General features: G+C 60.5%; 16 protein-coding genes and 1 tRNA gene. 6 read left to right on the plus strand and 11 right to left on the minus strand.

Annotated features, from left to right (window positions below):
* Positions 1 to 245: 245 nt before the first annotated feature.
* A tRNA-Ser gene (locus tag GGQ66_RS04375) sits at positions 246 to 335 on the plus strand.
* 150 nt (positions 336 to 485) lie between these two features.
* Here GGQ66_RS04375 and GGQ66_RS04380 read toward each other — a convergent pair.
* Both GGQ66_RS04380 and GGQ66_RS04385 read right to left on the minus strand, forming a co-directional pair.
* Positions 486 to 1,094, minus strand: a complete 609-nt coding sequence (locus GGQ66_RS04380; RefSeq protein ID WP_183789813.1) for an FMN-dependent NADH-azoreductase — start codon at positions 1,092 to 1,094, stop codon at positions 486 to 488.
* 5 nt (positions 1,095 to 1,099) lie between these two features.
* The gene (locus GGQ66_RS04385; protein ID WP_183789815.1) at positions 1,100 to 1,531 is read right to left on the minus strand and encodes a nuclear transport factor 2 family protein; all 432 of its coding nucleotides are present in this window, start codon (positions 1,529 to 1,531) and stop codon (positions 1,100 to 1,102) included.
* 115 nt (positions 1,532 to 1,646) lie between these two features.
* On the opposite strand from GGQ66_RS04385, the gene GGQ66_RS04390 reads away from it, so the two are divergent.
* Positions 1,647 to 2,042 (plus strand): winged helix-turn-helix transcriptional regulator, encoded by a 396-nt coding sequence (locus tag GGQ66_RS04390; protein ID WP_183789817.1) that lies wholly within the window; start codon positions 1,647 to 1,649, stop codon positions 2,040 to 2,042.
* 254 nt (positions 2,043 to 2,296) lie between these two features.
* Here GGQ66_RS04390 and GGQ66_RS04395 read toward each other — a convergent pair whose 3' ends face one another.
* Positions 2,297 to 3,049: an SDR family oxidoreductase gene (locus GGQ66_RS04395; protein ID WP_183789819.1), complete on the minus strand. Its 753-nt coding sequence runs from the start codon at positions 3,047 to 3,049 to the stop codon at positions 2,297 to 2,299.
* A 125-nt stretch (positions 3,050 to 3,174) separates the two neighbouring features.
* A complete protein-coding gene (locus GGQ66_RS04400; RefSeq protein WP_183789821.1) occupies positions 3,175 to 4,074 on the minus strand; it encodes an AraC family transcriptional regulator in 900 nt (299 codons plus the stop codon).
* A gap of 440 nt (positions 4,075 to 4,514) precedes the next feature.
* Here GGQ66_RS04400 and GGQ66_RS04405 point away from each other — a divergent pair, with 440 nt between their 5' ends.
* The 3 genes from GGQ66_RS04405 to GGQ66_RS04415 are packed head-to-tail and all read left to right on the plus strand — an operon-like array spanning position 4,515 to position 7,752.
* Positions 4,515 to 5,825 carry an efflux RND transporter periplasmic adaptor subunit gene (locus GGQ66_RS04405; RefSeq protein ID WP_183789823.1) on the plus strand — a complete coding sequence of 437 codons (1,311 nt, stop codon included), beginning with the start codon at positions 4,515 to 4,517 and terminating at the stop codon, positions 5,823 to 5,825.
* 12 nt (positions 5,826 to 5,837) lie between these two features.
* Complete coding sequence (locus tag GGQ66_RS04410) at positions 5,838 to 6,557, plus strand: ABC transporter ATP-binding protein (protein ID WP_183789825.1); 720 nt, start codon at positions 5,838 to 5,840, stop codon at positions 6,555 to 6,557.
* Positions 6,547 to 7,752 carry an ABC transporter permease gene (locus tag GGQ66_RS04415; protein ID WP_183789827.1) on the plus strand — a complete coding sequence of 402 codons (1,206 nt, stop codon included), beginning with the start codon at positions 6,547 to 6,549 and terminating at the stop codon, positions 7,750 to 7,752. The genes GGQ66_RS04410 and GGQ66_RS04415 overlap by 11 nt, the downstream gene beginning before the upstream one ends.
* A 34-nt stretch (positions 7,753 to 7,786) precedes the next feature.
* Here the strand turns inward: GGQ66_RS04415 and mfd are convergent, their stop codons facing one another.
* Both mfd and GGQ66_RS04425 read right to left on the minus strand, forming a co-directional pair.
* Positions 7,787 to 11,296: a transcription-repair coupling factor gene (gene mfd, locus GGQ66_RS04420; RefSeq protein WP_183789829.1), complete on the minus strand. Its 3,510-nt coding sequence runs from the start codon at positions 11,294 to 11,296 to the stop codon at positions 7,787 to 7,789.
* The gene (locus GGQ66_RS04425; protein WP_183789832.1) at positions 11,296 to 11,610 is read right to left on the minus strand and encodes a succinate dehydrogenase assembly factor 2; all 315 of its coding nucleotides are present in this window, start codon (positions 11,608 to 11,610) and stop codon (positions 11,296 to 11,298) included. Before GGQ66_RS04425 ends, mfd begins: the two co-directional genes overlap by 1 nt.
* A 157-nt stretch (positions 11,611 to 11,767) precedes the next feature.
* Between GGQ66_RS04425 and recG the strand changes: the two genes are divergently transcribed.
* Positions 11,768 to 13,873, plus strand: coding sequence for an ATP-dependent DNA helicase RecG (recG, locus tag GGQ66_RS04430; protein WP_183789834.1), 2,106 nt, complete (start codon positions 11,768 to 11,770; stop codon positions 13,871 to 13,873).
* Positions 13,874 to 13,877: 4 nt separating this feature from the next.
* Here the strand turns inward: recG and GGQ66_RS04435 are convergent, their stop codons facing one another.
* The 5 genes from GGQ66_RS04435 to GGQ66_RS04455 all read right to left on the minus strand — a co-directional run bounded on the left by GGQ66_RS04435 (position 13,878) and on the right by GGQ66_RS04455 (position 19,321).
* Entirely contained in the window at positions 13,878 to 14,543 is a 666-nt protein-coding gene (locus GGQ66_RS04435) for a DUF502 domain-containing protein (protein ID WP_183789836.1), read from the minus strand.
* A complete protein-coding gene (locus tag GGQ66_RS04440) occupies positions 14,540 to 15,052 on the minus strand; it encodes a GNAT family N-acetyltransferase (protein ID WP_183789838.1) in 513 nt (170 codons plus the stop codon). Before GGQ66_RS04440 ends, GGQ66_RS04435 begins: the two co-directional genes overlap by 4 nt.
* Positions 15,049 to 16,872 (minus strand): glutamine--fructose-6-phosphate transaminase (isomerizing), encoded by a 1,824-nt coding sequence (gene glmS / locus GGQ66_RS04445; RefSeq protein WP_183789840.1) that lies wholly within the window; start codon positions 16,870 to 16,872, stop codon positions 15,049 to 15,051. The genes GGQ66_RS04440 and glmS overlap by 4 nt, the downstream gene beginning before the upstream one ends.
* 125 nt (positions 16,873 to 16,997) lie before the next feature.
* Positions 16,998 to 18,356 carry a bifunctional UDP-N-acetylglucosamine diphosphorylase/glucosamine-1-phosphate N-acetyltransferase GlmU gene (gene glmU / locus GGQ66_RS04450; RefSeq protein ID WP_183789842.1) on the minus strand — a complete coding sequence of 453 codons (1,359 nt, stop codon included), beginning with the start codon at positions 18,354 to 18,356 and terminating at the stop codon, positions 16,998 to 17,000.
* 116 nt (positions 18,357 to 18,472) lie between these two features.
* Positions 18,473 to 19,321 (minus strand): FadR/GntR family transcriptional regulator, encoded by an 849-nt coding sequence (locus tag GGQ66_RS04455; protein WP_183789844.1) that lies wholly within the window; start codon positions 19,319 to 19,321, stop codon positions 18,473 to 18,475.

Genomic DNA, 19,321 nt, shown 5'->3' on the forward strand with positions numbered 1-19,321 from the left:
CCTCACCTCACGCTTCATGTCCGCGAGGATCGACAACTCCACAATTCATATCAGATGATGGCAAAAATGGGAGGCGCCAATCAATAACGTTAAAATTCAATGTATTATGGTTAATGGATCGTAAAGTCCTTGCCTGTTTGCAGGCTCCCGCCGGCCGGCGCCGCCCGGACGCGGCTATTAATTCGCCACGAAACAGGGCAGCACTCTTGCCAATGACGCGGCCTTTAGGCCATAAGGCGGCAATCGGAAGAGTGGCCGAGCGGTTTAAGGCACCGGTCTTGAAAACCGGCGTAGGCGCGAGTCTACCGTGGGTTCGAATCCCACCTCTTCCGCCATTTTGGCCAAAATGGCCAATTCCGAGAACGGATTGGTGCCGATTGCCGCCGATTTCCCTCCGTACTTCTCTTCTCGGGAGCCTGAAGTGCCGTCGCCCCGACCGCAATGCCACTGACTATGGCGCAAAGGCTTTGCTCGCCATGCAATGACTACAGAACAAGCTCGGCAACAGCGTCCTGCGCTTTCGACACCGCATCGGGCGCCAAGGCCGGGATATTCATCCCCTGCGCACGAACGGTCTGCACGTCCGTAACGCCTATGAACCCGAGGATCTGGCGCAGGTAAGGCTCGACGTAATCCCACGACTGCCACGGGCCGTCCGTGAACACGCCACCCGACGCGAGCACCAGGATCGCCCTCTTGTGCTTCGCGAGCCCGAACACCCCACCTTCGGCATACTGGAATGTCCGGCCTGGTCGGATGACCAGATCGATCCAGGCTTTGAGTGCTGATGGAATGCCGAAGTTCCACATCGGTGTCGCGATCACCAGAAGATCGGAGGCCAACAACTCGTCAGTCAATGTGTCGGACAGGCGTACGGCCTCTTGTAATCGCGCTGCCTCGTCCGGGTCCTTCGTAGAGATGGCCCGGAGCGTGGTCCCATCCAGATGCGGCAGGCACTCGGTTGCGATATCGCGGCGCACGAGTTTTGCCGATGGGTAAAGATCGACAAGGCGCGCGGCCAGTGTGTCGGCCACGGCCCGGCTTGCCGAGTCCCGTCCCCTTGGGCTGACTTCGATCATGAGAATCTGCTTCATGGCGATCACCCCCGAGCCTGCGCCGTTAGCGCATTCCAGGCCGCGAGCGAGTCCATGTAATCCCGCCAATGGGCAATCTTGCGGTTCTCAAGCCGGATGATCGAGCAAAACCGGTTATCGTAGTTCACTCCGGTCGAAAGGATCGTGCCATGCACCTCGTATTCAATGACGATGCCGTCATCCGTCTTATGAACGGCCAGCTTGTCGGCTGATTGCAGCGCGATGGCTTCAACATAGCCCCGGAATACGGCCATCAGATCGTCACGCCCGGTGATGACGCGCGGCCAGCCGGGCACCTCATAAAGAACTTCATAAATGGTCTGGTTGGTGATGACGTCGAAGAAATGCCCACCATCAACGAGATCGCCAAGCGCCTCTCGTACGAGGTCGAAATATGGGGCCGCAGGTTGGTAGGTGGCGTACTCGGGATTTGGCATCGGGCGCTCTCCGCTATTCGAGTAGTTGCTTACTGAATGAGAGCTAGATATAATCTGGAAGCCAATTCTTCGGAAGAACGCATTTTGAAATCAGTCACTTACGTCGAGGTAAGTTATGGGGGCGTCGAGCAAAATCAGGCAGTTGGACCCTGCAGCGATTTGCCGGAGTTCGGACCCGCTGGCGGTACGGGAGTTGCTGACGAAGATCGGCGACAAATGGACGATCTTCGTCGTGCTCTCGCTCGATCTCCTGGGTGGCCGCGCCCGGTTCTCCGAGCTTGAGCGTGCGGTCCCCGGCATTTCGCAGAGAATGCTGTCTTCTACCCTGAAGAACCTCGAGCGAGATGGGATGGTGATCCGGGAGGTGTTTCCCGAGGTACCGCCCCGCGTCGAATATGAGATGACAGAACTCGGAAGACGGCTGCTCCACCCAACCCAAGGATTGGTCGATTGGGCCAAGGAGAACTGGGAACAGGTCCGTGAGGCGCAGTCGCGATACGATGAACGATAGCGTCGGCAGCTACCGTGGGAGCTCGCCATCCGCAGCGGGTCGTTTGCCTGCATGAACGACTCAAGGCGTTTGCTCGCCTTCTCCGAACACTGCCGAAACCTCTCTATTGGCGCCAAAAGCTACGCAATCGCTGCCAAAGACCGTCGATTACCGCACAGAGCGGACATTTCCATTAAATATCAGATGACTATCGTAAATCTGTAGTGCTCATCTTCATCGGGTGCTGTCCGCCATTTCCCTCGAAATCGTTCAGTTCATGCGGCGCGGGTTTGTTGGGAAAGCGCTATGGCATCCGCTCCGGCCGGGAAGTGCAGCCGTTCGGTGGTATCATTTACGGCGGTCCAAATGGTTTCCGCGACATCTGCTTCCTGCGTTGTCAGGGTCGGCGCGGCAAAGGCGGCGAAGATCGGGGCTGCAAAATCCGCATAGGTTTCGGGAATGAGATCTTCGATCCGGACATTGGTGTTCTGGCTGAAACGGGTCGTCGGACCGTAGCCCGGCTCCACCAGCTTGGTGCGAATGCCGAAATGGTGGAGTTCGTGGGCAAGCGACCCCGTGAAACCTTCGATGGCCTGTTTGCTGGCTGTGTAGGCCGCCGCCAGCGGCATGGCGGCTAGCGTGACCGAGGATGTGACGTTGACGATAACGCCGGAACGGCGGGTGCGCATCTGCGGGATAACCGCCTGGCACATGGCCATGACGCCGAACGTATTGGTATCGAAGACCTTGCGGACGTGGTGCATCGGTGTGGCTTCGAAGGCACCAACGACACCGATACCGGCATTGTTGACCAGCACATCGACCGGTCCAGCCGCCGCGATGGCGGTTGTGATGCTTTCATCGCTCGTCACGTCGAGCGGCAGAAGTGTCAAGTTCGGCGATTGCGGCAGCAGGTCGGGGTTCGGCCGCCGCATGGTGGCGATGACGTGCCAGCCTTTGGCGAGGAAATGGCGCGCGGTTTCAAGGCCGTAGCCCGACGACGTGCCGGTAATCATGATTGTTTGCATTTGAGCCTCCATCAGGTTGGGATGGCCCTTGTTAGACGCAATAGCCTGGATCGACCATAATCATCAGTCCGTTATGATTGCTCAATCGTCCTGACTGCATACTGTGTGATTGGGGCGGGCCGATTTCAGACGGCTTCGCGGGCGAATTTTCCCGGAGGACAGCCCTGTCGTTTCCGGAAGGCTGTGCTGAAGGCGCTCGCGGATTCGTAGCCAATCTCTTCGGCGATGCTTTCGAGGTTTTTTTCTCCCCGGATCAACGCATCCCTGGCCAGGGCCATACGCCAGCGGGAAAGATATTCGATTGGCCCGTAGCCGAGAACATCTCGAAAGCGGGCGGCGAAGGCCGACCGGGACTGACCAGCCAGATTCGCGAGTGACACAACTGTCCAGTTGGCTCGCACATCCGCGTGCATTGCCCGCAGGGCGCGGGCAAGAGAAGGGTCGCGCAGACCGTTAAGCAGCCCGGATCTGGAATCGTTTGCGGCTGTGCCCTGCCCCCGCAACGCCTCGATCAACAGAACCTCGAGCAGACGTTGAAGAAGCATCTGTCTGCCGGGATCATCGCCGGCGCATTCTTCCATTATGAGATCGATCACGCGGCTCAGTTTGCCGGTCCGGCCACTGGAGGATGGAATATGGATCATGCGCGGCAGCAGCGTTAACAGCAGTGCGGCATTGGCCGGCTCGATATGGAAACTGCCGCCCAACGATTCGAAATCGGTCTCGCCTTCCTGCTCGCCGTGGCGGACGGCTGTGTCCATCGGTTCGCGCATGTGGGCATCGACGCCCAAATGACTGGTGAGCGTAAAGGCTGGTGTTGTTGGCAGAAGCAGGAAGTCACCTTTGCGCAGCCTCAGCGGTTCCTGGTCCTCGAAGGTAATCCAGCACTCGCCTTTCAGAATGATTGTGAAGCCGGGCGCATCATGCGCCACATAGCGCACGCCCCAGCGCCCTCGCCCGGCAATGGGTTTGGAAATAGCCGTGTTCGGCCGAAGCAAGGTCACGATATCGCTTAGCGGGTCCATTCTGGACTTTCTGTAATCATATTCAGAGTTTCATGTTAGATAATCCATGCGGAATTGTCGAGCGCGCGCTTAACCGCCTCGCTTCTGGACAACCTGCCATTGTCATATTTGCGACACATCACGCGGAATTGTCGTACATTTCATCTTGTTACGCTTTACAAAAGGTGATGAATGAGGTTATTCAACACTTACCTTTCGTGGATCCACACGCGAAGGGTCTCAGCGGGGGATCCCGACGATCATAGACGGGATTTCCCCATTTCCCTGCCCTGAGCAGACGCCCGCGTTAGCGGGCGTTTTGTTTTTAAGGACCAATTGTCGCGTTTGTGGTCTATCCGGGGCGCGACGGCGAAGATTACCAACTATTCACTTCAATACCGCGCAAGGTTGTGTCACCACGCAATCAGACGACGTGCAAGCAGGCAGGAGATGGTGGAACGATGAGCGAGCTGGACGGAAGAGCGAGCGGTGCGGCCGGGCAGACGACGCCCGACATGGCGGCCATTCTGGGGGCAGCCGGCGGCATCTCTGGTGGCATGTCCGGCGGGGCAAAGCGGCGGAAGTACATCATCACCTCCCTGCTCGTTCTGGGGCTGGCTGGCGGTGGCTATCTGTGGCTCTCCAGCGGTTCGTCCGCCCGGTACAGCTACACGACGATGCCGCTGACGCGGGGTGATCTCAACGTTATCGTCACTGCGACCGGTTCGGTTCAGCCGACCGATCAGGTGGATGTATCCTCGGAGCTTTCGGGCACGATCCGCAACGTCAACGTCACCTATAACAGCCTGGTGAAGACCGGCGATGTTCTGGCCGAACTCGATACGAACAAGCTGCAGGCCGATTTGCAGAGCGCGCGCGCGAAGCTCGCCTCCGCACATGCCAATGTGGTGAAGGCCGATGCTGAGCTCAATGCGGCGAAAACCAAGCTCGACCGGCTGACAAGTCTCGTCGACAACCGCGTTTCGAGCCAGCAGGATCTCGACGCCGCTCAATATGCCTATGATGCAGCGGTCGCCGCCAAACAGATCAACGAAGCAAGCGTGTTATCCTCCGAAGCCGATCTCAAGCTGGCAGAAGTTAACCTTGGCAAGGCGAAGATCGTGTCGCCCATCGACGGGGTGGTCCTGACGCGCGACGTCGATCCCGGCCAAACGGTCGCCTCGTCCCTTTCCGCTCCCGTGCTGTTCACAATCGCTGGCGATCTGCGCAAGATGGAGTTGCAGGTGGCCGTTGATGAAGCGGATGTCGGGCAGGTGGAGGAAGGCCAGAAAGCCACTTTTAACGTCGACGCCTATCCGGAAAAGAGCTTTCCGGCGAGCATTGAGACCGTGCGATTCGCCTCTGAAACCACATCGAATGTCGTGACCTACAAAGCCATTCTGACGGTGGACAATGCGGATCTGCTTCTGCGGCCCGGTATGACGGCGACGGCGGATATTACCGTTCAATCCGTGGATGACGCGCTGCTTGTTCCCAATGCAGCGCTGCGCTATTCGCCTCCCGCGACGGAGGCGAACTCGTCGGGCTTCAGCCTCAGCCGAATGTTCCGTCCGCCGCGCTCGCCGAGTACGGGCCGTCCGGCGCAGACCAAATCCACAGAAGGCCGGACCCTGTGGGTGATGCGTGACAAGACCCCGGTTTCGGTTCAGGTGAAGACCGGCCCGACGGATGGGCGCTCCACCGTTCTGGTCTCCGGCGACATCAAGGAAGGCGATCAGCTTGTGACGGATGCCACAACGGTTTCCAACTGAGGGGAACGCGTCATGGCCAATATTCCGCTGATTGAGTTCCGCAAGGTTTCCAAGATTTACGGATCGGGAGAGGCTGAAATCCGCGCGCTGGATGGGGTCGATTTGACGATACAACAGCACGAATTCGTCGCCATCATGGGACCTTCCGGTTCGGGCAAATCGACGGCGATGAACATCATCGGCTGTCTCGATGTGCCGAGCGCCGGTGAATATCTGTTTCAGGGTGTGGCGACCAGCGGCTTCGGCCGTGCGCAACTGACGATGTTGCGGCGGCATATGCTCGGCTTCGTGTTCCAGGGCTTCAATCTTCTGCCCCGCACATCGGCGATCGAAAATGTGGAGCTTCCTCTCGTGTATCGCGGCGTTGACGCTGGCATGCGTCGCAAACTGGCCCGAGATGCTCTGGCCCGCGTCGGGCTGGCAGGTCGCGAAAACCATACGACCCAGCAACTTTCCGGTGGCCAGCAGCAGCGCGTGGCGATTGCCCGAGCCATCGTTACCCAGCCCGCCGTTCTTCTGGCGGATGAACCGACGGGCAATCTGGATACAAAGACGAGTATCGAAATCATGGAGTTGATCACCGGCCTCAACCGGGATCAGGGCATCACCGTGATCATGGTGACGCACGAGAACGACATTGCCGAATATGCAAAACGCATCATGCGCTTCGTGGACGGCAAGATCGAATCCGACAGGCCCAATCCGGAGCGGGAGGCGACGCATGTTTCTTGAAACACTGAAACTTGCGCTGCGCGCCATTCGCCGTAACATGCTGCGCTCCTTCCTCACGGTGCTTGGCATCGTCATCGGCGTTGCTGCGGTCATCGCCATGGTCACCATCGGCAACGGCACGACCGCGCAGGTGAAATCCGAACTGTCCAAGCTCGGTACCAACATGCTCTTCGTGCGGCCCGGCCAGTTCGGCCCCGGGCGGGCCAGCACCACTGCGCGTGCCTTTACCGATCGGGATGTCGAGGCCATCCAGACCCAGATCTCCGGGCTGCGGGCCGTTTCGCCTTCCAACCGCAGCACGGCCACCGCGATCTATGGTGGCCAGAACCATTCGACATCCGTAACCGGCGCAACCAATGATTTCTTCATTGCACAGGATTGGGACCTGACGGAAGGCCGCGACTTCCTGTCTGGTGAGGAACGGGGCGGACAGGCCGCCTGCGTGATCGGTCAGACCGTAAAGAAGGAGTTGTTTGGTTCGAGCGATCCCATCGGTCAGCAGATCCGGATTGGTTCTATCTCCTGCCCGGTGATCGGTATTCTGGCGGCCAAAGGCGAATCCGGCATGGGGAGCGACCAGGACGATACCATCGTCATGCCGCTCAAGGTGTTCCAGCGCCGCATCGGCGGCTCGACCGACATTTCCTCGATTTCGCTCTCTGCCAAGGACGGTGTCTCGACCTCCAAGATCCAGGCGGACGTGGAAAACCTGCTGCGCGAGCGTCGCAAGATCCAGGCCGGCCGCGAAGACGACTTTTCCGTGAATGACATGACGCAGCTTGCCGCAACCATGACCGGCACGACGACGCTGCTGACTGGTCTTCTTGGTGCCGTGGCGGCCGTCAGCCTGCTTGTTGGCGGCATCGGCATCATGAATATCATGCTGGTTTCGGTGACAGAACGTACCCGCGAAATCGGCATCCGCCTCGCCATCGGCGCGCTGGAAGGACAGGTGCTGACGCAGTTTCTCGTCGAGGCCGTCACGCTGTCGCTTCTGGGCGGCGTCACCGGTATTGTACTGGGTCTCGGCCTTGCCTTCCTCGGCACAAGCCTCATGGGCCTGCCCTTCGTCACCAGCCCGTCGATTATCTTCATCGCCTTCGCATTTTCGGCGGCGATCGGCATGGTCTTCGGTTACTTCCCGGCGCGCAGGGCGGCACAGATGAACCCGATCGAGGCGCTTCGGCACGAGTAAAGACCCTCTGGCCCGGGAGCCAGAGGGGACTCTATCAGCCCTGCTTCACCAGTTCTGCGAGTTGCGTCATGACCACCGCCGCGCCGCTGAGGCGTTTTTCGGGGGTGGGCAGGTCGCGGTTGAGATAGACGCTGTGGTCCGGCCTGATCTTTGCCAGCGAACCTTGCTTGGCGATATAGCCGACAAGACCCGCCGGATTGGGGAATTCCTTGTTGCGGAACTGGATGACGACGCCCTTCGGGCCTGCTTCCAGCTTTTCCACATTGGCGACGCGGCAGAGCGACTTGATATAGACCACCTTCAGCAGATGCTGAAGTTCGAGCGGCATCGGGCCGAAGCGGTCGATCATTTCCGCGCCGAAGGCATCGATCTCCTTGAGTTCGGTGATCTCGCCCAGACGGCGGTAAAGGCCCATGCGCAGATGCAGATCCGGAACGTAGTTTTCCGGGATCATGACCGAGGTGCCGACCGAAATCTGCGGCGACCAGCCGCGCTCGGCCACATCCTCGTCGCCGCGTACTTCCGCAACGGCTTCTTCCAGCATCTGTTGGTAAAGCTCGAAACCGACTTCCTTGATGTGGCCGGATTGTTCCTCGCCCAGAAGGTTGCCGGCGCCGCGAATGTCGAGGTCGTGGCTGGCAAGCTGGAAGCCGGCGCCCAGCGTGTCCAGCGATTGCAGCACCTTTAGGCGGCGGTCGGCACCTGAGGTCAGAACCTTGTTGACCGGCAATGTGAAGAGCGCAAAGGCGCGCACCTTGGACCGGCCGACGCGGCCGCGGATCTGGTAAAGCTGCGCCAGACCGAACATATCCGCACGGTGCACGATCAACGTATTGGCCGAAGGCACGTCGAGGCCGGATTCGACGATGGTGGTCGAAAGAAGCACGTCATACTTGCCCTCGTAGAAGGCGTTCATGATGTCTTCCAGTTCGCCCGCCGCCATTTGCCCGTGGGCGATGGCGACTTTCAGTTCCGGCACGTCGGATTCGAGGAAGGCCTTGATATCGGCAAGATCCGCCAGACGCGGGCAGACATAGAAGCTCTGTCCGCCGCGATAATGTTCGCGCATCAGTGTTTCGCGAATAACCAGCGGATCGAAGGGCGAGATGAAGGTTCTGACCGCCATGCGATCGACTGGCGGCGTGGTGATGAGCGAAAGTTCGCGCACCCCGGTCATGGCCAGTTGCAGCGTGCGCGGAATGGGCGTCGCCGAAAGGGTCAGGACGTGAACGTCCGTCTTCAACTCCTTTAGCCGCTCCTTGTGCTTGACGCCGAAATGCTGCTCCTCATCGATGATGAGAAGGCCGAGATTGGCAAACTTCACGCCTTGCCCCAGCAACGCATGGGTGCCGACGACGATATCGGCCTTGCCTTCGGCCGCGTTCTTCTTCACCTGCGCCAGTTCCTTGGGGCCAACCAGACGCGAGGCCTGCTCGACACGAATGGGCAGGCCGCGGAAGCGCTCGGAAAAAGTCTTGAAGTGCTGGCGGGCGAGCAGCGTGGTCGGCACGACGACGGCCACCTGAACGCCGTTCATGGCAGCGGCAAAGGCGGCGCGCAGCGCCACTTCCGTCTTGCCGAAGCCGACATCGCCGCACACCAGACGATCCATCGGCCGGCCGGCGGCGAGATCTTCACGCACGGCCTCGATAGCGGCCATCTGGTCCTCGGTTTCCTCATAGGGGAAGCGCGCGGCGAATTCGTCGTAAAGGCCCTCGGTCGTCGAAAGCACAGGCGCATGGCGCACGAGACGGGCAGCGGCGACCTTGATGAGGCCGCCGGCCATATCCAACAAGCGCTTTTTGAGCTTGGCCTTGCGCATCTGCCAGGCGCCACCGCCGAGCTTGTCGAGTTGCGCGTCGGAGGACTCAGAGCCGTAGCGGGACAGCAGGTCGATGTTTTCAACCGGCAGGAACAGCTTGGCGTCGTCGGCATATTGAAGTTCCAGGCAGGCATGTTCTGCGCCCGCCACCTTGATCGTGCGCAGACCGACGAAGCGACCGATGCCGTGTTCGGCGTGAACGACGATGGAGCCTTCATCAAGCCCCGCCACTTCAGCAATGAAATCGGCGGCACGTTTGCGCTTCTTTGTCCGGCGCACCATGCGGTCGCCGAGAATATCCTGCTCGCCGACCACGACGAGATCGCCGGTTTCGAAGCCGTTCTCGATGCTCAGAACCGCCGATCCCGCCTCGCCCTTGCCGAGCTTCAGAAGCTCTTTCCAAGAGGCGACGGGCTTGATCCGCTCAAGGCCGTGTTCGTTCAGTACTTGCAGCAGGCGATCGAGTGAACCGTCGGACCAGCCGGTCACCAGCACCTTCGAGCCCTTGGCGCGCTTGTCTGCGATGTGCTTGACGGCGATGTCGAAGACGTTGACCCGCTCACCCTCGCCTGCCTCGTTGGCCATCGGTGCAAAGCGCGGCCCCGCATGAGCGTCGAGTTCCAGAACACGGGTCGCGCCCGTTTCGGCCTCATTGAACGGCGTCAGGCGGATCGCCTTGCGTTCATCGAGAAGACGGCCGAACTGTTCGGCGCTGAGATAAAGCTGGCCCGGCGGAACCGGCTTGTAGGGTGCACCCTGCGTGCCGCCATGGCTCTTGCCCGGTATCATGTTCTCGTGGCGGGCCTGATAATAGTCCTGAACCAGCCGCGCGCGTTCGGCGGCGGCCTCGCGCACCGTGTGGTCGGTGACGATGCGGAACCCTTCGAGATAGTCGAAGACCGTTTCCAGATTTTCATGGAAGAGCGGCAGCCAATGTTCCATGCCGGCATAGCGGCGGCCATCGGACACGGCGACATAGAGCGCGTCGTCGCGGGTCGCCGCGCCGAACATGCTGAGGTAGTTCTTGCGGAAGCGGCTGATCGCATCCGGCGTCAGCGTCACTTCGCTCATCGGGTTGAGATCGAGCGACCGCACCGGGCCCGTCGTACGCTGGCTGGCGGGATCGAAAGCGCGGATGCTCTCCAGCGTATCGCCGAAGAAATCGAGCCGTACAGGCTCTTCCGCTCCCGGCACAAAGACATCGAGAATGCCGCCGCGCACCGCGAACTCACCCACTTCGCGCACGGCCGGAACGCGGTCGAAACCGTTCTTTTCCAGCTTGGCGGCGATGTCTTCCATGCGGATCTGGCTGCCGGGCCTGGCCGAAAAGCCGGAGGCTTCAATCACCTCGCGCGGCGCTACCTTCTGCAGCATGGCATTGACCGTGACGATGACGATGGCCGCATGCGGCTTCTTCGCATGCTGGGCGAGCCCGGCCAGGGCTGCCAGCCTTCGAGCCGATGTGTCGGCGCTCGGCGACACTCGGTCATAGGGCAAACAGTCCCAGGCCGGCAGCGTCAGCACCGGAATTTCAGGGGCGGCGAAAGACAGCATCTGCTGGAGATCGGCCAGACGCTGGCCGTCCGAAATCAGGAAGGCCACGGGCTGGCCCTCGCGCGCCAGTTCCGCCAGCAGGAACGGGTCCATGCCAGCGGGCACATGACCTACCGTCAGCGCTTCCTGCGATGCGCCGATCCGCTTGGCGTCAAATCCGGAAATCATCACTTCGCGCCGATATTATCCATTGTCACGGGATCGAAATCCGGGCGGGTGGCGGCAATGCGCTGAAACATCGGCGTATCCATATGTTCCGGCACGGCGCGCGAACCGTTGATCCAGCTAATGAGGTCCTGATCTTCCTCGCGCATCACATGTTCGAGCGCATCCAGTTCCGCCTCATCGAATCCTGAGATTTCCTTTTCGGCGAACTGACCCAGAATAAGGTCCATTTCGCGAATGCCACGATGCCAGCAGCGATAGAGAATGCGGCGGCGGCGTTCATCGAGATCGGCGCTGGTGCGGGTCAATCCGGTCATGGTCTTACCTTCGGGCTTCGATGTCTCGCGCAAACGTCCGCTGAAAATGCAACGTGGTTTCGGCGACATGCGCTGTTGATGCGCGCTTCTATAACCCTTAATTTCGCCCCTGTCAGCCGTTCGCGGCACCCGCTTTTACGAGAGTTCCATTCCGGTCATGCGTCCAGCCCTGCTCGATCCCCTGTTTGCCTCGGTCACTTCGCTTCCGGGCGTCGGACCCAAGCTTGCCGTGCTGTTGGCCAAGCTGACCGGTCACGAGGACGGCGAGGATGCGCGCGTGGTGGATCTGCTCTTCCTGCCGCCACATTCCCTCATTGACAGGCGGACCCGGCCGGAGATCGCCTTTGCACCAGAGGGCACCGTCGTGACCATCGCCGCTCGCGTGGATCGCCATCAGCCACCGCCGCGCGGCAACCGGTCCGCGCCCTATCGCGTGTTCCTTCAGGATGGCACCGGCGAACTGGCGCTCACCTTCTTCCACGCCAAGGGGGACTGGCTGGAAAAGGCGCTGCCCATCGACGAAGACGTGATGGTGAGCGGCAAGGTCGACTGGTTCAATGGCCGCGCCTCCATGGTTCACCCGGATTACATGGTCAAGGTCAGCGAGGCGGATAACTTGCCCGTCGTCGAGCCCGTCTATCCGCTGACGGCGGGCCTTTCCGGCAAGGTGCTGCGTCGCGCGGTGGAAGCCGCCGTCAGCCGTCTGCCGCATTTTCCCGAATGGCTGGACGAGACGCTCGTGCGCAAGCAAGGCTTCCCGACCACAGGCGACGCCTTCCGTCGCCTGCACGATCCGCGCGATGCCGCCGACATGGACCCGCAGGCACCGGCCCGCCGCCGTCTGGCCTATGACGAATTTCTGGCCGGTCAGGTATCGCTGGCGCTGGTGCGTCGCAATGTTCGCCGTACCAAAGGCCGCCCTGTACACGCCAGCGGTAGGCTGGCGGAAAAGATCCTCGCCAACTTGCCGTTCTCGCCGACCGAAAGCCAGAGGAATGCGGTGGCGGATATTCTGAAGGACATGGCGAGCGAAGAGCGCATGCTGCGGCTCATTCAGGGCGACGTCGGTTCCGGCAAGACGCTGGTGGCGTTGCTGGCCATGGCGGCCGCCGTCGAGGCGGGCGGTCAGGCGGTGCTGATGGCACCGACTGAAATTCTCGCCCGGCAGCATTTTGCAACTATATCCCGTTTCCTAGAAAAAACAGATATTTCCGTCGAACTGCTTACGGGAAAGATGAAGGCGAGCGAGAAAAATGCGGCGCTCGCGCGGATCGCCTCGGGCGAAGCGCAGATCATTGTCGGGACGCATGCGCTGTTTCAGGATGGCGTGACCTATGCCGACCTGATGCTGGCAGTGGTGGACGAGCAGCATCGTTTTGGCGTTCACCAGCGTCTGCGCCTGACGGCCAAGGGCTTTGCGCCGCATATGCTGGTGATGACTGCGACCCCCATTCCCCGCACGCTGGTGCTGGCAGCCTTCGGCGACATGGACGTTTCCAAGCTCACCGAGAAGCCGGCGGGCCGCAAGCCCATCCAGACCGTGACCGTGCCCGCCGAGCGGTTGGACGAGATCGTTCATAGGCTTGAGAAAGCGGTTGAAGAAGGTAAAAAAGCTTATTGGATATGCCCACTTGTGGAGGAATCCGAAGAAAGCGATTTAACCTCTGTCGAGGAGCGCCACGCCGTTCTGCGCCAGTTCTTCGGTGACAAGGCAGGGCTCATACACGGACGCATGAGCGTCGCGGACAAGGAAGCCGCGATGAGCGCTTTCAAGGATGGCGAGACGCGGCTGCTGGTGGCGACGACCGTTGTCGAGGTGGGCGTCGACGTGCCGGATGCGACGATCATGGTCATCGAACATGCCGAGCGCTTCGGGCTTGCCCAGCTTCACCAGTTGCGCGGACGCGTGGGGCGTGGCGATGGCGCTTCCTCCTGCATCCTGCTCTACAAGGCGCCGTTGTCGGAGAATGGCAAGGCGCGGCTGAACATCCTGCGGGAAAGCGAGGACGGGTTCCTGATTGCGGAAGAGGACCTGCGGCTGCGGGGCGAGGGCGAATTGCTCGGCACCCGCCAGTCCGGCACGCCGGGCTTTCGGATCGCAAGCCTTGAGGCCCACGGCGATCTTCTGGAGATCGCCCGCAAGGATGCAGCCTATGTGATCGACCGTGACCCCGAGCTTCAGGGTGAGCGTGGAGAGGCGTTGCGCACCCTGCTCTACCTCTATCGCCGCGATGAGGCGATCCGTTTCCTGCGCGCCGGTTGAGACGTCAGGCGACCGGCTCCGCCCGCTCCTTGAAATCAGGCGTCACGAGGCCGCCGGAGAGCAGAAGCTTGGCGGCATCTTCCGGGGTCATGTCGAGCGGGATGATCTTGTCCTTCGGCACGAAGAGCAGGAAGCCAGCAGTCGGCACGGGCGTCGGCGGCAGAAAGACGGCCACCATTTCCTGTCCCATTTCGTTGAAACGCGCTGCCAGTTCGCCCTTGGCCTCATCCGCGATGAAGACCATGGCATAGGTACCGGGACCGGGAAACTCGATCAGCCCGACCTTGCGGTAGGAACTGGAATTTTCCTTCAGCACCGTTTCGAAAATCTGCTTTACGCCCTTGTAGATCGGGCGCACCAGCGGCGTGCGGTTCAGTACCGACTCGGTGAAGGTGACGACCCACTGGCCGATGAGGTTCGAGCCAAGCAGGCCGATCAGCGTGATGAAAATGACGGCAATCAGCAGGCCCAGACCGGGAATGGCGAACTGCAGATATTCTTCCGGATTGTAATGCAGCGGGATATAGGGCTTCACCCAGCTATCGGCCCAATGGATGAAGGTCCAGATCAGCCAGGACGTGATGACGAGAGGCGCGCAGATAATCAGCCCCGTCAGGAAGCTGTTGCGCAGTCTCGTACCAAATGAAATCTTGTCCGGGTTGTCGCTCATGCCTTACCGTCACCCTTGCCATGAAACGCCGGATGGAAGGCAACAATGCCGGAGCGGCCTTGATCCGACAAGGGCAGCGCCAGGAAAAATACCGGGGGAACATCAGGCAGAACAAGTGCTTCCCGCGCTGCAAAACCGAAGCGGCTGTAATAGGCGGCGTCGCCCACGAGGACACAGCCGCCAGCGTCGCGATCCTGCATCCAGGCAATGGTCGCCTTCATCAGGGCCGAGCCGATGCCCGCGCGCTGGAAATCCGGCAAGACGGAGATGGGACCGAGACCGAACCAGCCGCAATCGACGCCATCGATGAGCACGGGAGAAAGGGCGACATGCCCGATGATGTCGCTGCCTTCCTCGCAGACCAGAGACAGGGCAAGAGCGCCCGCCCGCCTCAGGTCGCGGATGATCCGGGGTTCGGACCCATCGCTATAGGGGTGCCCGGTGAAGGCGGCGATGGTCACGGCCTCGATGGCCGCTTCGTCACCGGCCCTCTCGTGGCGGATGATCATTCCACCGTTACCGACTTCGCGAGGTTGCGCGGCTGATCCACATCGGTACCCATGAAGACGGCCGTATGATAGGCGAGCAACTGGATCGGCAGGGCAAAGACCATCGGCGCGATGATCTCATCGACATTCGGCAGCACGATGGTCGCCATGGTCGCAAGCTTGGAAGCTGCCGCGCCCTTTTCGTCTGTGATGAAGATGATCTTGCCGCCGCGCGCCGCCACTTCCTGCATGTTCGAGATGGTCTTCTCGAAGAAGCGGTCATGCGGGGCAATGACGATGACCGGCATGTTCTCGTCGATCAGCGCGATGGGGCCGTGCTTCAACTCTCCGGCCGCATAGCCTTCGGCATGGATATAGGAGATTTCCTTGAGCTTCAGCGCGCCTTCCAGCGCTAGCGGATAGCTGGTGCCGCGACCGAGATAGAGCACGTCCTTGTAGCGCGACAGGTCACGCGCGAGGTTTTCGATCTGCGGCTGAACGGCATTGAGCACGCGGTTCATGATGCGCGGCATTTCGATCAGCGATTTGACCAGCGCGATTTCCTCGGCTTCCGAAACCGTGCCGCGAGCGCGGCCGGCGGCCACCGAAAGGGCGGCCAGAACGGCAAGCTGGCAGGTGAAGGCTTTCGTGGAGGCCACACCGATTTCCGGACCGGCGAGAATCGGGAAGACCGCATCCGACTCACGCGCAATGGTCGATTCCTTGACGTTCACGACGGCGCCGATCTTCAGGCCTTCAGCCTTGCAGTAGCGAAGCGAAGCCAGCGTATCGGCGGTTTCGCCCGACTGGGAAATGAAGAGTGCGGCCTGATCCGGCGAGAGCGGCATCTCGCGATAACGGAACTCCGAAGCCACATCGATCTCGACCGGCAGACGTGCATAACGCTCGAACCAGTACTTGCCGGTCAGGCCCGCAAGATAGGCAGTGCCGCAGGCGGAGATTGCAAGACTGCGCACGGCGGCAAAATCGATGCCGGGCTGGGTTGTCACCTTGTTGGTGGTGAAATCGACATAATGGCTCAGCGCGTGCGAAATGACTTCGGGCTGCTCATGGATTTCCTTTTCCATGAAATGACGATGGTTGCCCTTGTCGACCATGAAGGCGGCGGCCTGGGTGATCTGGCGCTGGCGAGCTACCGGCTTGCCGGCATGATCGATGATCTCGGCGCCAGTCTTCGTGAGGATCGCGCAGTCGCCATCGAGCAGATAGGTGATCTCATTGGTGAAGGGAGCAAGCGCAATGGCGTCCGAGCCGATGAACATCTCGCCCTTGCCCCAGCCGATGGCCAACGGCGGGCCGAACAACGCACCCATGATCGTGTCCGGATCGTCCTGAAACATCACCACCAGCGCATAGGCGCCGGTGACGCGGTTCAGCATCTTCAGCATGGCATCGCGGTGGGACAGTCCCTCGCGGGTGTATTTCGCCAGAAGCTGGGCGACGACTTCCGTATCGGTTTGGCTGGCGAAGGTTGCGCCATCGGCCAGCAACTCATCGCGGATTTCGGAAAAGTTTTCGATGATACCGTTGTGAACGACGGCTACACCATCGACAAAATGCGGATGGGCATTGGTTTCATTGGGAATGCCATGCGTGGCCCAGCGGGTATGGGCGATGCCGGTGGTGCCGGGCAGAGGATCGCCAGCCAGCTTGTGTTCCAGATTGTACAGCTTGCCTTCGGCGCGCCGACGGTCGAGCACGCCATGGTCGATGGTCGCGACACCGGCGGAATCATAGCCACGATATTCAAGGCGCTTCAGCGCATCGACCAGACGACCGGCGACCGGTTCATTGCCCACGATTCCAACAATGCCGCACATGCTGTTCTTCCATATATCCCAGGTTACAGGCCCACGCGGCCTCTACTCGAAATGCTTTAGCGCGTGGGTATCAAAGCGCAATCGCCGCGCCGGTCACTTTCGGTTTCGGCGCGTAACGTAGCACCTCACCCCTTCTTCTTCGCGGCCTTGACGGCGAGATTGCGCTCACGGATAACGACCGCTCGTCCCGGCTTCATTTCCTGTCGCGCACGGCCAAGCGCCAGCGCTTCCGCCGGAACATCGGCCGTGATGACGCTGCCCGAGGCGACAAGCGCATCGTCGCCTACCGAAACCGGCGCCACCAGCGATGTGTTGGAGCCGATAAAGGCACGCTCGCCGATGCGGGTCACGTGTTTGTTCACACCATCGTAATTGCAGGTAATGGTGCCAGCACCGATGTTGGCATCCGCGCCGATAAACGCATCGCCGATATAGGTCAGGTGATTGACCTTGGCACCCTTGCCGATCTCCGCCTTCTTCACCTCGCAGAAATTTCCAACCTTGGAGCCTTCGGCGAGGTGCGCGCCGGGGCGCAGGCGGGCAAAGGGACCGACGGTCGCGTCGGCTTCGACATGCGCGCCTTCCAGATGGGAAAAGGCATGGATCACCGCGCCGCTCTCCACCGTCACGCCCAGACCGAAAACCACATTGGGTTCGATCAGGGCATCCTGGCCGATCACCGTATCATGGGACAGGAACACCGTTTCCGGCGCAATCATGGTCACGCCGGACAGCATGATTTCGCGGCGCTTGCGTTTTTGCCACAGGCTTTCGAGCACGGCGAGTTCAGCGCGGGTATTACAGCCGGTCATTTCCTCCTCGGAGGCCGCGACCATGACGGTGCGACCACCGCGCGCCCGCGCGATCTCCACGAGATCCGTCAGATAATATTCGCCCTTGGCATTGCTATTGCCGATACGCTCCAGAAGATCGAGGGCCTTGTGTCCGTCGATAGCCATGATGCCGCTATTGCACCACTTGACCGCCCGTTCAGCCTCGGTCGCATCCTTCTCCTCACGGATGGCGACCAGTTGCCCGTCTTCCGTCAGAAGGCGGCCATAGCCGGTTGGGGCATCCGTGTGAAAACCAATGACCACGACGTCGTTGCCTGCAGCGAGCGCACGGCGGGCCTCCAGCAGCGGTTCGGGCGTGATCAAAGGCACATCGCCATAAACGACGATCACGTCGTCATATCCCGCCGCAATCGCTTTGCGCGCCGTCAGAACGGCATGGCCGGTGCCAAGACGTTTTTCCTGAAAGAAAGCCTCGACAGGCACACCTTCCGCGGCGGCGGTCGCCGTTACCTTATCGGCGTCACGACCGACGACCAATGCCGCATTGCGAACGCCGGCAGCGTCAATCGCCCGGACAACGTGCGAAATCATCGGCAGGCCGGCAACCGGGTGCAAAACCTTCGAAAGGCTGGATTTCATCCGCGTACTGTCGCCAGCGGCGAGAATGACTGCCAGACAACTGCGTTCCATGAAAATGCCCTTCCCTGCCTTCTAATCCTTAACCGCTCTCGGCAAGAAGCGAGTGCGACTCTCTGCTTCTTCATAGCAGCAGGGGGCGCTTGCTCAAAGGCGATACGTTGAAGGTTTCAGGCGGGGGCGCCGGCTGCGTGAACGATGGTCGTCATGGCAGACGACGCCACGTCCTCGTTACGCTCCAGAAGCGCGGTCACGAGCGCACGGTAGCTGTCACCGGCTTCGCGGCACACATGTTCGGCGAATGCCGGATCATAGCGGAAATGGCCGATGAGTGCCGCTTTCAACAGCGCGTGAGCTGATTGAAGAAAGACGTTGGCAGATGCTTCGGTCACCGCCGTATGAATGGAAAGCATGGCTGCAACCGCATCTTCTGCGGACAGCGTGCCCGAAAGCAAGCTGCTGACATTCTGATTGATGGTCGTGATCTCCGCGTCGGTTGCATTGCGCGCGGCCAGCCCGGCGGCGACGGGCTCAAACGCCAAACGAACGACTGCCAGTTGAGACAAGAGGCGTGCATCGACCCCGGTTTCGATATACCAGAGCAGCACTTCCGGATCGAAATGGTTCCATTCGGCGCGAGCGCGAATACTGGTTCCGATACGCACACGCGGACTGATCAGCCCCTTGGCGTCGAGTGTTTTCAGCGCTTCGCGGAGAACCGTGCGCGAAACATGAAACCGTTGGGCAAGCTCGGCATCACCCGGTAACAAGGCTCCGGTATCAAACCGACCGGAAACGATATCCCTTCCGAGCTGCTCCACGACGCGGGCATGGTTGGTCGTGGCTTGCCGCCCTTTCAGCGTTGCTTCCAGTGTTGGCCTGCGCACTTCTGTTGTGTCCTGAATTATGACAATGCAGGACAAGAATAGCGTGCATGAACGCAAATCGGTTAAAAAACCGCCTATCAATAATAACCCCTTCTTTGTTGGGGCAAATAACAGAAAAGCAAAGACCCGCAT

Origin of the sequence: Allorhizobium borbori (assembly GCF_014196535.1) — a bacterium.
GTDB classification, from domain to species: domain Bacteria; phylum Pseudomonadota; class Alphaproteobacteria; order Rhizobiales; family Rhizobiaceae; genus Ectorhizobium; species Ectorhizobium borbori.

Excerpts from the sequence above, each read along its gene's own strand:
- GGQ66_RS04380 (WP_183789813.1), bottom strand. The coding sequence starts at position 1,094 with ATGAAGCAGATTCTCATGATCGAAGTCAGCCCAAGGGGACGGGACTCG.
- GGQ66_RS04385 (WP_183789815.1), bottom strand. The coding sequence starts at position 1,531 with ATGCCAAATCCCGAGTACGCCACCTACCAACCTGCGGCCCCATATTTC.
- GGQ66_RS04390 (WP_183789817.1), top strand. The coding sequence starts at position 1,647 with ATGGGGGCGTCGAGCAAAATCAGGCAGTTGGACCCTGCAGCGATTTGC.
- GGQ66_RS04395 (WP_183789819.1), bottom strand. The coding sequence starts at position 3,049 with ATGCAAACAATCATGATTACCGGCACGTCGTCGGGCTACGGCCTTGAA.
- GGQ66_RS04400 (WP_183789821.1), bottom strand. The coding sequence starts at position 4,074 with ATGGACCCGCTAAGCGATATCGTGACCTTGCTTCGGCCGAACACGGCT.
- GGQ66_RS04405 (WP_183789823.1), top strand. The coding sequence starts at position 4,515 with ATGAGCGAGCTGGACGGAAGAGCGAGCGGTGCGGCCGGGCAGACGACG.
- GGQ66_RS04410 (WP_183789825.1), top strand. The coding sequence starts at position 5,838 with ATGGCCAATATTCCGCTGATTGAGTTCCGCAAGGTTTCCAAGATTTAC.
- GGQ66_RS04415 (WP_183789827.1), top strand. The coding sequence starts at position 6,547 with ATGTTTCTTGAAACACTGAAACTTGCGCTGCGCGCCATTCGCCGTAAC.
- mfd (WP_183789829.1), bottom strand. The coding sequence starts at position 11,296 with ATGATTTCCGGATTTGACGCCAAGCGGATCGGCGCATCGCAGGAAGCG.
- GGQ66_RS04425 (WP_183789832.1), bottom strand. The coding sequence starts at position 11,610 with ATGACCGGATTGACCCGCACCAGCGCCGATCTCGATGAACGCCGCCGC.
- recG (WP_183789834.1), top strand. The coding sequence starts at position 11,768 with ATGCGTCCAGCCCTGCTCGATCCCCTGTTTGCCTCGGTCACTTCGCTT.
- GGQ66_RS04435 (WP_183789836.1), bottom strand. The coding sequence starts at position 14,543 with ATGAGCGACAACCCGGACAAGATTTCATTTGGTACGAGACTGCGCAAC.
- GGQ66_RS04440 (WP_183789838.1), bottom strand. The coding sequence starts at position 15,052 with ATGATCATCCGCCACGAGAGGGCCGGTGACGAAGCGGCCATCGAGGCC.
- glmS (WP_183789840.1), bottom strand. The coding sequence starts at position 16,872 with ATGTGCGGCATTGTTGGAATCGTGGGCAATGAACCGGTCGCCGGTCGT.
- glmU (WP_183789842.1), bottom strand. The coding sequence starts at position 18,356 with ATGGAACGCAGTTGTCTGGCAGTCATTCTCGCCGCTGGCGACAGTACG.
- GGQ66_RS04455 (WP_183789844.1), bottom strand. The coding sequence starts at position 19,321 with ATGCGGGTCTTTGCTTTTCTGTTATTTGCCCCAACAAAGAAGGGGTTA.